The organism is Pseudomonas sp. St316 (assembly GCF_018325905.1).
In the GTDB taxonomy this organism is placed as follows: domain Bacteria; phylum Pseudomonadota; class Gammaproteobacteria; order Pseudomonadales; family Pseudomonadaceae; genus Aquipseudomonas.
Genome location: NZ_AP021901.1, coordinates 5,758,373 through 5,771,177, shown reverse-complemented (window position 1 = coordinate 5,771,177; position 12,805 = coordinate 5,758,373). Strand labels below are relative to the sequence as shown.

General features: G+C 58.1%; 8 protein-coding genes, 1 other RNA gene and 2 pseudogenes. All 11 read right to left on the bottom strand.

The features are described 5' to 3' along the window. Positions 1-195: 195 nt before the first annotated feature. Positions 196-423 (bottom strand): annotated as a pseudogene (locus KI237_RS25855) (integrase); the annotation flags it as partial. An 18-nt stretch (positions 424-441) separates the two neighbouring features. Further along, entirely contained in the window at positions 442-1,572 is a 1,131-nt protein-coding gene (locus KI237_RS25850) for a hypothetical protein (protein WP_212797606.1), read from the bottom strand. A gap of 12 nt (positions 1,573-1,584) precedes the next feature. Beyond that, positions 1,585-2,331, bottom strand: coding sequence for a YaaW family protein (locus KI237_RS25845; protein ID WP_212797605.1), 747 nt, complete (start codon positions 2,329-2,331; stop codon positions 1,585-1,587). Between the two features lie 280 nt (positions 2,332-2,611). Then, on the bottom strand, positions 2,612-3,868 hold the full coding sequence (locus tag KI237_RS25840; protein ID WP_212797604.1) for an integrase domain-containing protein: 1,257 nt from the start codon (positions 3,866-3,868) through the stop codon (positions 2,612-2,614). A 187-nt stretch (positions 3,869-4,055) separates the two neighbouring features. After that, positions 4,056-4,452: a transfer-messenger RNA gene (gene ssrA, locus KI237_RS25835) on the bottom strand. A 94-nt stretch (positions 4,453-4,546) separates the two neighbouring features. Then, positions 4,547-4,837, bottom strand: a complete 291-nt coding sequence (locus KI237_RS25830) for a PA2433 domain-containing protein (protein WP_212797603.1) — start codon at positions 4,835-4,837, stop codon at positions 4,547-4,549. 125 nt (positions 4,838-4,962) lie between these two features. Then, positions 4,963-7,773: an FAD-binding and (Fe-S)-binding domain-containing protein gene (locus KI237_RS25825; RefSeq protein WP_212797602.1), complete on the bottom strand. Its 2,811-nt coding sequence runs from the start codon at positions 7,771-7,773 to the stop codon at positions 4,963-4,965. Continuing rightward, positions 7,770-8,440 (bottom strand): annotated as a pseudogene (locus KI237_RS25820) (LutC/YkgG family protein). The gene KI237_RS25825 and the pseudogene KI237_RS25820 overlap by 4 nt, the downstream one beginning before the upstream one ends. After that, positions 8,440-9,894, bottom strand: coding sequence for a LutB/LldF family L-lactate oxidation iron-sulfur protein (locus KI237_RS25815; protein WP_212797601.1), 1,455 nt, complete (start codon positions 9,892-9,894; stop codon positions 8,440-8,442). The pseudogene KI237_RS25820 and the gene KI237_RS25815 overlap by 1 nt, the downstream one beginning before the upstream one ends. Continuing rightward, positions 9,891-10,715: a (Fe-S)-binding protein gene (locus KI237_RS25810; RefSeq protein WP_212797600.1), complete on the bottom strand. Its 825-nt coding sequence runs from the start codon at positions 10,713-10,715 to the stop codon at positions 9,891-9,893. Before KI237_RS25810 ends, KI237_RS25815 begins: the two co-directional genes overlap by 4 nt. Positions 10,716-10,865: 150 nt before the next feature. After that, entirely contained in the window at positions 10,866-12,560 is a 1,695-nt protein-coding gene (locus KI237_RS25805) for a lactate permease LctP family transporter (RefSeq protein WP_212797599.1), read from the bottom strand. Between the last annotated feature and the right edge of the window lie 245 nt (positions 12,561-12,805).

The window sequence follows — 12,805 nt, the reverse complement described above, 5'->3', positions numbered from 1 at the left end:
AAGCAGTAGGCGGGAGTTACCAAATATTGTCAGGTTGCATCGATCAAGAGCAGGAAGCCCAAGCGCAACTCGACAGGTGATCCTATTTAGCAATCAAACCCGCCCCGGCGGGGTTTTTCATCTCTGAAGCAATTGATGAGCCTGCCGCTGATCACGCTGGGTGGCATCCCCATACCGGCGCTATCCGGGAGACCTTTAGCGTATAGGCACGACGTTGCGGTCCTTGGTTTGATTGATCGCAGATGCTAACAGGCTGCCGGTGGCCGCCTTCTGGATATGCTCACTCCTCCAGGCCACCATCGGACGCCGGCGTTCGATGTAATCCGCCCGGTTGTAGGCGCTCCGAACTTCATCTTTGTCGATATGCGCTAGCGCGATTTCAATCAGCTCCGGATCGCACTCATGCTCATTCAAGATGGTGCTGTCTGTCAGAGCTGTGAATCAAAGCTGATAAGCCCCCACGCATTGACCATCAAGCATTTCGATAGTGAGCGTGACCTTTGCTTCTCTTTCTAGCAGCAGTTGCTGGGCTCGATGGATCTCAGTCTGGGCGTTACTCTTCAGCTCAGGCAACCTTTCCTCTTTCCATTGACGCAACTCGATGCGTTTGAGCTGGAGTGTGGACTGCCATTCCCAGACAGCACTCAGCGTATCGATACGCTTGTCCACGGCGTCCTTGAACGTTTCCAAGGGGCCGTTAGAGCCGAAAAAGGACTGCACCTCTGCTTCGAGATCCTGCTGACGTTTAGCTAACAGTGAAGTCTTGCCCGTGATCTTCCCAAGAAGGCTACAAGCGACCCATCGACCGCTCATACACAGCTTCCATTCCTCGACGAGTCGTTCGGCTTTTTCTTGTTCAGCTGCCAATTTGGCCGTTAAGCCAGATGACGTGTCAAAAAGCCCTGGAGAATCAAACTCGACCACCTTCCTCTTGAGTCCGAGCAGTTCAAGGCTGAGATGATCATTGATACCGCTGAGCTTAAGCTCAATCGCCTCCAACTGAGCGCGAGCAGCGTCATCCCGTTCCCCATGTTGAAGCATGGCCGCGACCTGCTGAAGATACTTCAACGATCCAGTGATTTCGGATTTACGTTGATCTGCAAGAAAAGACGCAATGGAATCAATGCCGGCTTTTATTTCGTCGAGCTTGGCGCTGATATCGGCAAGGTGCTTCTGCGCCACGACTACCGACGCGATTTGAAATAGCGCGGCGGAATTGACCAGATTTTGAAGACGCTCCGGCTCGAATAAGCTCGCATGTTCTTTGATCTTGCCGCCCTCGATTGTAAAAGCGCGGAAGCCCTCTCCGTTGGCCACCTTTGCAAGCGGGCCGTCAATTACAACTTCCATCAGACGCGACTGTGCAACCTCTGTGGCTACCGCTGCACTGGGGATAGCCTGCAATAGCGGCGAAAGTTTATCGATGCCTAGTGAGGATCTATCGATGGATGTAGAGCCTCTGGGTATGGTATCCAATGACCTCAGGGTCACCAAAGGCTTGTCCCCATCCACACCGATGATTACCAAATCGGTTGCAAATGAGCAGTGCGGGGATTCGTTTACTGACTTCATGTCTGCCTTCCCTTACCCAGCGGACGCGCCCGCGTGCTTTTGTCGAATGTACGCAATTTGCGCGACACATGGCAATGTGACTCTGTACGCCTCTTTGGCCGCAAGATGTACACCGGCAGCCCCCGCCAGCGCCACGCCGACCGGGCCCAATAACCCAGTCGCTACTCGTCCAGCAACCGTAGTCACTCCTACTGAGAAAGCGCCTTCAGCTAACAAAGCGCCAATGCCACTTACTCCTATAAAGCCCGCTTTGGCCGCACCGAGCCCTCCACCGCGTATTGCCGCGAGTATTGCCGCCAGCCCTATATCAATCGCGCCATTGGCGTCATGGAATTTCCGCGAAAAGTCAGCACGCTCTTGTGCGCTCATCTTCTCCCAGACCTTGGTTACGAGCTTCTCCAAAACCTTCAATTCAAGCGCCTCGACTGACTCATTCCCCGTTACGCTGCCACCGACGTATTTCAGGACATCCCGCACAATTTCTGCGTACGGGACGCCAGTCCGGCGGATTAAGTTAGCAATGCTGTTTCCTCCAAAGAGCTGGAGTTCGCGGATCAGTAGCAACAGCGTATCGCGTGAGTATTTGTTCTTCTGCTTCGCGGCTACCAGCGCTTTACGGACATCGGCAGCCATTGCCAGGCGCCCGTCACCAGAATCAGTGAGAAAGTCCACGAGTGAACCTACATCTGCAGCATCTGCCACCTGAAAAAGCGATAGCAAATCCTTATCACCATTGACCACATCTTCTTCATACGCCACGAGCTATCCCCTCTTCCGTGCTGGCCCTGAAATCTCTGCAGGTGCGTAACTCTGATTAATATAAATTTTAGTCGATCATTTTCACAGTGAAGCCGAAGTGGTCGAGACGCGTGAAGCCCTGCCGCGAGGCTTCAATTTCTTTGCTTATCGGCCTGACTAAACAAGTCTTAAGCACCTCTGTAACTACCGGTATTTCAAGCCTTTGATTTTGGGGTAAGAGCAGCGGTGTACTTGGCGACAGTCGCCATGTCTGTCGCCGCTGTCGCCAACAGGTGACCGCTCACCGTATCGGCACAATATTGCGGTTCCTAGTGTCATTGATGGCAGCTACCGACAGGCTGCCAGTGGCCGCTTTCTGGATGTGCTCACTCCACCAAGCCATCATCGGACGCCGGCGTTCGATGTAGTCAGCTCGGTTGTAAGCGCTTCGGACTTCGTCCTTGTCGACATGCGCCAGTGCGACTTCGATTAGCTCCGGATCCCACCCATGCTCGTTCAGGATTGTGCTGGCCATGGAGCGCATGCCGTGGCTGACCAAGCGATCCTGAAAACCCATTCGTTTCAATGCCATGTTGGCTGTCTGGCTATTCGCGTGGGTGCGCGGGTTTCTATCTGACGGGAACACATATTCCCTGTGGCTGCTATGGGGCTTAAGCGTCTCCAATAATGAGAGTGCATGTTCGGTCAGCGGGATTGTGTGCGGACGACGCTTTTTCATTCGCTCCGGAGGGATGGTCCAAATGCGTTTGTCGAAGTCGATGTCTGCCCATCGAGTGGTGGCCGCCTCAGCGGGGCGGGTCATGGTATGAAGTTGCCATTCGATCAGGCAGCGGGTCGTCCGCTTGATGCTGGCGTTCGCGATTTCCATCATGAGCTCCGGAAGCTCATCAGGTGGTAGCGCGGCCATATTCTCTTTCTTGGGTTTCTTGAACACCGCTCGAATGCCGCTGAGAGGGTTGGCGAAGATCATTCCGGAATTGACTCCATAGGTCATGATCTCGTTAAGGCGCTGGCTCACTCGTTTAACAGTCTCGAGGCTGCCTTTGGCCTCAATCGGACGAAGCAGCTTGATGACCATCGGGGCGTTTACTTCCGATAACGGCGTTGATTTCATGCTTGGAAAAACATGCAGTGTGAGCGAGCGCCAGATGTCTTCGGCATACGCTGGTGTGACGGAATCCTTCTTCAATTCGAACCAGGCGGTGGCCACGTTCTCGAATGTGTGTTCCGTTTCCGCTCGTTTGGCTTCTTGCAGTTCATTTCGCTGAGCTTTTGGGTCGATGCCCTGTGCAAGGAGCTCTCTGGCCTCAACGGTTTTCTTCCTCGCTTGCGCAAGAGAAACCTCGGGATAAGAGCCGAGTGCCATGTTGATTCGATTCTTGGTGACGGGATGTCGGTAGTTGAAATTCCACTGCATCGAGCGATTGACCCTGACTCGCAGCTGGAGCCCGTCGCCATCCGTGAGGACGTAATCCTTGTCTTTCGGTTTGACCGCCTTGAGCTGGCGGTCGGAGAGGCGGGTGGTTTGAGCGCACATGAGAAGTACTCCATGACACCTTTTGGTATTCCCAAGATTAGCGCCGGGGAGTCGGGAATACCATTGGGAATACCAAACCGCCTGGAACTCAAAAAATCTGGAAAGCCCCCAGTAGCCCTGAAACCCCCGTATTTACTGGATTTAAGGCACAAAAAAAGACGTCCGTGGACGTCTTTAGATGATGAAGTGGTGGAGCCGGGGGGATTTGAACCCCCGTCCGCCAGTACTCCGCTGTCGGTACTACATGCGTAGCCGTGTCTATTAAGTTAACCCTCAGCGACCCGACGGGCAGGGTGCTTTGGGCGAGTTGTGTAAGTTTTAGCCGATTCGTCCACAACGTACTGCACGGCGATTCTGTTCTATATGACAATCACTTTGGGTTTACAGACATCCCCTAATGATTGCTGGACCCGAAGGTACCAGAAGCTCAGGGTCTAAGGCTGCTTACGCAGCGATAGCGAATTCCTGGCCGTAGTTTTCGTCATTGGCAACTATAGAAGTTGCAACAGTGGATTTACGAGTTCTGTTACCAACTCGGCATGCACCTAAAGTTTCGCAACCGGCGTCGAATCCTAAACGGCCCCGAACCTGTCGCTTCGTGTATCTGCTGAAGCGGCAGGCATTTGCAGTGTACGCCAATACGCGGCCGAGGCCAACCCGAAGGTTGGCCCATGACGCTTATGAGCTTTTATCGCCCTTGTCCGTCTTTTGGATATCTTGCAGGGTTTTCGTGGTTTCGGTGATGCATGTCTTGGTGCTTTCCTCAGTGCCCTCTGCCTTGAGGGCCTCAGCTCTATTGAGGCTGGTCTCTACCTGACCTTCAATTGCCGTACCCTGAATCTGAGTCTTGAGGTTTTTAATAGTCGTAATGTTGGTGTCGCACAGATTGTCCGAGCCGCCGGCGGCAAACGAGGACGACGCCAGCATGGAGGCGGTAACGAACAGACCTAACAGTACAGAGCGCTTCATGTGTCTCTCCTTGGACTGAGGCCCAGGTATTGCAGGCCTTCAGTACGGCTACCCATTGGGGGAGGTCCCGCGTTTGCGGGACTTGATCAGTGGACTGTGACCGTGCGCCAGGGTTCTATTTTTCTTCAGGTCGCTCTGGCCTGGGTCACCCGATCGATCAGGTAGACCAGCCCGTGGTAGTCGATTGCGCCATGTTGTGTAAGACCGATCTCACAAGTGCGGCTGGTGGAAATCCCTTCGCTGCAATGCTGTACCGCGTCCTTCAGTGAGCGCAGCGAATGGGCATTCAACTCCGGCGTGGTGAAGCCCTTGTCGCCAGCGAAACCACAGCAGTGAATGCCCTCCGGAATGACCACGTTTTTACTGCATTTGCGCACCAGGTCGATCAGCGCCTGGCTTTCGCCAAGGTGCTGCGTGCTGCACGTGACGTGCACGGCGATGGGTGCCTCTTGGGGAATGAAGTCGAGCCGATCCATCAGGTGGGTACGGATGAAGCGCACCGGGTCATACAGGTCCAGGCGCACTTCGCCCAGGTCCTGGACCAGCCGCAATGTGCAGGGGCTGGTGTCACAGTAGATAGGGTCGAGCCCGCCGCGACTGGCGTGCAGCAGGGCACCGATCAGTTCCTGGCGCTTGTGCTCGGCCTGTTCGGTGTAGCCTTTGGAAGCAAAGGGTTGGCCGCAGCAGAGGCTGTCCACGTTGTCTGGAAAGACCACCTGATAACCGGCCTTTTCCAGCAGGCCGCGGGTCTTGTCGTACAGCGACATCTGCTCCTTGTCCGCTGCCGCCGGGCCCATGACCCGCGACACGCACGCCGCCAGGTACACGACTCTCGGACGTTCGTCCGACACGGCGGGGCTGAAACGGATTGCCTTTTCCGGCTGGGGCATGGCGCCTGTCCACTGTGGCACCTGGCCCTTGGACAGGCGCGTCAATGAGGCCGACAGTTTCGCCAGGCGAGGCGCGCCCAGCAGCATGCGCGCACCGTTGGCGACGTGCAGGGCGAAGCGCGCGCCTTGCAGCGTGGTGGCGAAATTTCCTTCAATCCAGTTGGCGGTTTTCGTCTTCGTCGCGTCACGGCTGCGCAGTTTTTTCACCAGCTCGCCGGTATTGATGCCTACCGGGCAACGTTGTGCACACAGGCCCGTGGCGGCGCAGGTATCGATGCCCTGGTATTGGTAGGCCTGTTCCAGTTCCGTGGTGTCGGTGCCGGCGCGTTTTTTCGCTTGAATGTCGCGCCAGATCACAATGCGCTGGCGCGGGCTCAAGGTCAGGTCCTTGGATGGGCACACCGGCTCGCAGAAACCGCACTCGATGCACTTGTCCACGATCTCATCGGCGGCCGGCAGTGGCTTGAGGTGCTTGAGATGGATCTGCGGGTCTTCGCTAAGTACCACGTCCGGGTTGAGAATGCCGTTGGGATCGAGCAGGCGCTTGAGCTGCCACATCAACTGGTAGGCATCGCTGCCCCATTCCAGTTCGACGAAGGGCGCCATGTTGCGCCCGGTGCCGTGTTCGGCTTTGAGCGAACCGCCGAACTCCACCGCCACCAACTGCGCCACGTCGTCCATGAACGCCTGGTAGCGTGCGACTTCCTCGGGGTTGTTGAAGCCTTGGGTGAAGACGAAGTGCAGATTGCCTTCCAGTGCGTGTCCGAAAAGGATCGCTTCGTCGTAGTGATGTTTGTCGAACAGCTCGATCAGGCGGTTCACGCCGATGGCCAGTTGTTCTACTGGAAAGGTCACGTCTTCGATGATCACCGTGGTGCCGGTTTTGCGTACCGCACCCACGGCGGGGAAGGTGTCTTTGCGGATCGCCCAGAGCCGGGCGTTTTCCCGTGGATCCTCGGTAAAGTCGACCTGTTTCTCCACCGGGAAACCGGCCAGTGAAGCCATGATCCGGGCCAGTTGCTCCTGCAGTAAAGACGAGGAAGCGGCGCGGGATTCGATCAGTAAGGCGCAGGCATTGGTCGACAGATGCTGTACGAAATCCGGCATGCCCGGTTTGTCCTGCACCGAGCGCAGGCTGCGGCGGTCCAGCAGTTCCACGGCCGAGACGGGTTGGCTTTTCAGCACGGTGACGGCGTTGCAGCAGGTTTCCACATCGGGGAAGACGATCAGGGCAGAGGCTTTGTTCGGATGGTCGATGACGGTGTTGTAGGTCACCGCACTGATAAAGCCGAGGGTACCTTCGGAGCCGACCAGCAGGTGGCTCAAGATATCCACAGGTTCGTCGAAATCCACCAAGGCATTGAGTGACAGGCCGGTGGTATTTTTCAGACGGTATTTATGCCGGATTCTGGCAGCCAATTCAGTATTGGCGCGGGTCTCGCGGCCCAGGGTCGCGAGGCGTTCCAGCAGTTCGCCGTGGCTTGTACGAAAAGCCGCCACGCTGCTGTCGTCTTCAGTGTCCAGACGCGTGCCATCGGCCAGCACCAGACGGATACCGGCGAGGGTGTGATAGGTGTTCTGTGCGGTGCCGCAGCACATGCCGCTGGCGTTGTTGGCCACGATGCCGCCGATTTTGCAGGCGTTGATCGACGCCGGATCGGGGCCGATCTTGCGCCCGAACGGCGCCAGCCAGGCGTTGGCCTGGGCGCCGATCACGCCAGGCTGCAACCGAATCTGCGTGCCTTGTCCACGAATCTCACGCCCGTTCCAGTTATCCCCAAGCACGATCAGCACCGAGTCACTGATGGCTTGCCCGGACAGGCTGGTGCCGGCGGCGCGGAACGTGACCGGAACCTGATCGCGCTGGGCCAGTTTCAGCAGGGCAATCACTTCCTCTTCGGATTCGACGCGCACCACCAGTTTCGGAATCAGCCGATAGAAACTGGCGTCGGTGCCGAAGGCCAAAGTCGACAGCGGATCGTCGAAACGACGTTTCTGCGGGATCAGTTGTTGGACGTCGTGTAGGAAAGGGGCCGGAAGGGTCATTGGTCCTCCAGAATCAAAACCACCAGATCCTTCGGACCATGGGCACCGTAGGCCAGGACTTGTTCGATGTCGGCGGTTTTCGATGGACCGGACACCAGCAGGGCGTTGGTGGGCATGCCTTGGGCCCATTCGAATTCCTGTTGCACTTCATAGAAGTTGTCGCGGATTTGGCTGGCCTTGAGCAGGGCGAAATGCACCGGAGGGACCAGGCTCATCAGTCGCGGCTCTTCTCGCGTCGGCCAGAGGATCAGGCTGCCGGTGGCGGCGATGGCGCCGAGGGTTCCGGTGAGGCTGGCGGGGGTGTCGTTGAACAACTCGGCTTTCCACTCTTCTACCGGGCGGTCGTAGGCCTTAAGGGGGGCAGGTCCGGATTGTTCGCCCAGAACTGTGTGACTTTTTCCCCGTGCGCGGTGGTCGGGGCGATGAGCAGGCTCGGCAATTGACGGTCGCGCAGCAATTGCGCGAGCAGGGCTGGCCAGCCTTCATCAGATGTCAGATGGATTTCGGTGTGCACCGCCTCCATCAGTTTGCGCAATTGCGGGATACGTTCCTCGGGCGCATAGCGATAGGTTTGTGTCACCAGCTCGACGTCGAAGTTGTCGGCAACGGGCGTGGCGCCGGTCAGGCTTTTACGCAACTTGGCGAGGATATTGTCCTTGGCGCTCATCAACGGTCTCCCTGCTGGTTCAGGTGTTCGCGGGCCAGGTCATGCAATGAGCGGGCGGCGGGCTTGGGGGCGCTGTGGTTTTGGGTCCAAGGGCCGACGTTCTTAGGTGTCAGGGCACGCAGGCGCGTGGCGAGGAAGCCGAACAGCCGATACAACCGTGGCGAACTGTTGAGCCGAGCCCAGGCATTCCAGATGAAGCGTTCCTTGGGCGAGTACTTGCTGCCCTGGCCGCGCATCACCTGATGGGGGCTGTCCGGCGCCTTGACGTTTTCTTCCCGCAGCCGCCGCAGCAAGGCCGGGATCGGAATCTTCACCGGACACACTTCACCGCAGGCACCGCACAGCGAAGAGGCGCTCGGGTGGTCCGGCACCTTGGCCAAGCCGACCATGTGTGGCGTGATGATTTTTCCGATAGGTCCCGGGTAAACCTCGCCGTAGGCATGGCCGCCGATTCGGGTATAGACCGGGCAATGGTTCATACAGGCGCCGCAGCGAATGCAGTTCAGGGTCTGGCGCAATTCGCTGTCGGCAAACGCCTGGCTGCGACCGTTGTCCAGCAGCACCAGGTGGACTTCCTGGGGGCCGTCCAGTTCGCCAGCCTTGCGCGGGCCGGAGATCATGTTGACGTAGGTGGTGATCGGCTGGCCCAGGGCCGAGCGGGTCAGCAGCGACAGCAGTGGCACGACGTCGCGCAGGTTCTCGACGACTTTTTCGATGCCGGTCACGGCGATGTGCACGGGCGGCACGGTGGTGGACATCCGCCCGTTGCCTTCGTTTTCCACCAGCAGCAGCGTGCCGGTTTCGGCCACGGCGAAGTTGACACCGGAGACGCCGATGTCGGCTTCGAAGAATTTCTGCCGCAATACCTTGCGACCGATCTGAATGAGTTGGTCAACGTCCTTGGTGTACTCCACGCCGAGTTTGTCGTGGAACAAGGACGCGACCTGACCGGCATTCTTGTGGATTGCCGGCATAATGATGTGTGAAGGCTTCTCGTGGTCGAGCTGGACGATGTATTCCCCCATGTCGGATTCGAGACATTCAATGTCCCGACCCTCGAGGAAATGGTTCATCTCCATCTCTTCGCTGACCATCGATTTGCCCTTGATCACTTGCCGTGCCTCGTGAGCGCGGATGATCGAGAGGACGATGCCATTGGCTTCGTCCACCGTTTCCGCCCAGTGCACATTCACACCGTTGCGGGTCAGGTTGCTTTCAAGTTGCTCGAGCAGGTCGGGCAGCTTGGATAACGCGCGGGCGCGGACAGCATTGCCCAGCACTCGCAGGTGTTCTCTTTCGTGGGCATCGCTAAAGGACGCTGCCCGTTTGGTCATCAGTGAATCCATCGCACTGCGAAAGTTGTTTCGCAATTGCGTGTCGTCCAAAGCCTTGTGGGCTCGGGCGCGAAAATCTTCCTGCACTGCAACGGTCGGGATCAGCGTCGGCGTGCTCATGCCACACCTCCGCTACGCTGCCACAGGAAGCTCGCCAGGTGCTGGCCGCGTAACGTCTCCTGCTGTTTTTCCAGTGCGCCGTTGATGTTCATCAGGCAGCCACAATCGGCACTGATGACCTGGTGCGCGCCGGATTCCTTCAGCGCTCGGGTCTTGTCGGCCACCATCGCGCCGGAAATATCCGGCATGCGCACGCTGAACGTCCCACCAAAGCCACAGCATTCGCTTTCGTGGCTGTGTTCGACTCGCTCCACATTGCGCAACTGCGCCAACAACGCGCGGCCGTGCAGGTGGGTGTTCATTTCACGTCGTGCCGAGCAGGACGTGTGTAGCGCGATCTTTACCGGTGCACCGCTGTCGTTCAACTGCACCTTGCAGACAAACAGCAGGAATTCGGCCAGTTCATAAGTCCGGGCCGCCAGGGCCTGGACTTGTTTGAGCGTGTCGGGCTCATCCTTGAACAGGTCGGCATAATGTTCGCGCAGCATGCCGGCGCAGGAACCCGAGGGCACGACTACCGGATAGTCTTCGGCAAACAAGGCCAATTGCGCTCGTGCCACCGTCCGCGCCTGCTCGGTGTAGCCCGAGGTGTAGGCCGGTTGGCCGCAGCAACTTTGCCCTTGCGGGTAGTCCACCCGGATTCCTTCGCGCTCCAGCAGATGAATCGCATCCATCCCGGCTTCGGGATAGAACAGATCCACCACACACGTTCCGAACAGGTAGACCCGTTGCGGTTTTTCGCTGGGGTACTGCCGAGGCTCGGGCAATGGCGGGGCGACACGGGTCGCGTTCGGCACGGCGTTGTAAAAAAGCTCGCTCATCAGGCGTGTCTCCGGGTGGTCCCGGTTATCCGTCCGCTGAGGCTGCTGAATATAGACAGGAAATCTTTCAGCAGCCTTGCAGACCCGGTGGTGAATAGCAGACGCCGAATCACGGTTCGGCGTCGGTTTTTTCAGTATTGCGTGTAGGGCTCAATGAACCAGCATGCCGGTAAACCAGTAGGCCTGGGCCAGCGTGATCAGGCCGACAATCGTTGCAAAGAATAGGCTGTGTTTGAGGGTGAAACGGAACAGATCCGATTCTTTGCCCACCAGCCCGGTCGCGGCGCAGGCCACCGCGATCGATTGTGGCGAGATCATTTTGCCGGTCACGCCACCGCTGGTGTTGGCCGCGACGAGCAAGGTGTCGTTGACGCCGATCTGGTGCGCGGTGGTGGCTTGCAGCGAGCTGAACAGCGCGTTGGACGACGTATCGGAACCGGTCAGGAACACGCCCAGCCAACCCAGGAACGGCGAGAAGAACGGGAACGCCGCGCCCGTGGCGGCCAGCACCAGGGCCATGGTCGACGACATGCCCGAGTAGTTGGTGACGAAGGCGAATGCCAGCACCATGCCGATGGACAGGATCGGCCAGCGCAGCTCGAAAAGTGTCTCTTTGAAAGTGGTAAGACCAGTTTTGATGTTGATCTTCAGCACCAGCATCGAGATCAATGCAGAGAAGAAAATCGCCGTGCCGGTGGCAGAAATCGGATCAAGCTTGAACACGGCCGGAATGGCCGTGGGGTTGACCACGATGGGCGCGACCTTGATCACCATCTGGTCCAGGTGCGGGATGGCGAAGTTGAACACCCAGCTGTACATCGAACCGCCAGCGGCGAACATCGCCTTGAACGGCTTGAGAGTCCAGATCGTCACCAACACGGTCAGGATCAGGAACGGCGACCAGGCCTTGATGATTTCCCCCAGGCTGTAGGGCGAAGCCACGGTGCTGCGCGGTTGGCCGAAACCGCCGACGCTGGCGGTAACCGCTGTGCTGGAAGTGGCGCCGGCAATCTGGGCGCCAGCGGTGCGTTTGGGCTGCCAGACTTTCAGGAACAGCGTCAGGGAAATCAGGCTGGCCAGGGCGGAGGTGATGTCCGGCAGTTCCGGGCCAATGAAGTTGGAGGTGAAGTACTGGGTGACGGCGAAGCTCAAACCCGCCACCAGTGCAGCTGGCCAGGTTTCCCGCACGCCACGCAGGCCGTCCATCATGAACACCAGCCAGAACGGCACAAACAACGACAGCAAGGGCAGTTGGCGACCGGTCATGGCGCCGATCTTGAAGGCGTCGATCCCGGTGACCTGGCCGGCGACGATGATCGGAATGCCCAGCGCACCGAACGCTACCGGGGCGGTGTTGGCGATCAGGCACAGGCCGGCGGCGTACAGGGGGTTGAAGCCCAGGCCGACCAGCAGGGCGGCAGTGATCGCCACCGGAGCACCGAAACCGGCGGCACCTTCCAAAAATGCACCGAAGCAAAAGCCGATCAACAGCACTTGCAGGCGTTGGTCATCGGTAATCGACAGCACCGAGCTGCGAATCACCTCGAACTGGCCGCTCTTGACCGTCAGTTTGTAGAGAAACACAGCGGCGACGATGATCCAGGCGATGGGCCACAGGCCATAGGCAAAGCCATAACCGGCAGCGGCGAAGGCCATGTCGGCGGGCATCTGGAACGCAAAGATCGCCACGGCAATCGCCAGCGCCAAGGTGATGCTGCCGGCCACGTGCCCCTTGAGGCGAAACACCGCCAGGGCCAGGAAGAAAAACACGATGGGAATAACGGCCGCGAGTGCGGACAAGCCGAGGCTGCCGAGCGGGCTGTAGAGCTGTTGCCAGGTTTGCATAGTGGGTGGGCCCCTAATTGTTGTTGGTCAGGCACTGGTCAGCGATTTGGATAATTGGTAATACCAATTTACAAGCGCTGTTGGCTAGGGTAAAAGCCTTGGTTGTCGTGTGTCAATTTGCCGCCCTGAAACTTTCGTCGAATAAGCGGTGCAGATGGCATCTGATCCGGTGGTGAAAACGGCTTTTGATGGGTGTGGACAAGGCCCGGATGGGCCAGAATAGAGAGCCCGGCGAGCCGTCGGGA

Excerpts from the sequence above, each read along its gene's own strand:
- KI237_RS25850 (WP_212797606.1), bottom strand. The coding sequence starts at position 1,572 with ATGAAGTCAGTAAACGAATCCCCGCACTGCTCATTTGCAACCGATTTG.
- KI237_RS25840 (WP_212797604.1), bottom strand. The coding sequence starts at position 3,868 with ATGTGCGCTCAAACCACCCGCCTCTCCGACCGCCAGCTCAAGGCGGTC.
- KI237_RS25830 (WP_212797603.1), bottom strand. The coding sequence starts at position 4,837 with ATGAAGCGCTCTGTACTGTTAGGTCTGTTCGTTACCGCCTCCATGCTG.
- KI237_RS25825 (WP_212797602.1), bottom strand. The coding sequence starts at position 7,773 with ATGACCCTTCCGGCCCCTTTCCTACACGACGTCCAACAACTGATCCCG.
- KI237_RS25815 (WP_212797601.1), bottom strand. The coding sequence starts at position 9,894 with ATGAGCACGCCGACGCTGATCCCGACCGTTGCAGTGCAGGAAGATTTT.
- KI237_RS25810 (WP_212797600.1), bottom strand. The coding sequence starts at position 10,715 with ATGAGCGAGCTTTTTTACAACGCCGTGCCGAACGCGACCCGTGTCGCC.
- KI237_RS25805 (WP_212797599.1), bottom strand. The coding sequence starts at position 12,560 with ATGCAAACCTGGCAACAGCTCTACAGCCCGCTCGGCAGCCTCGGCTTG.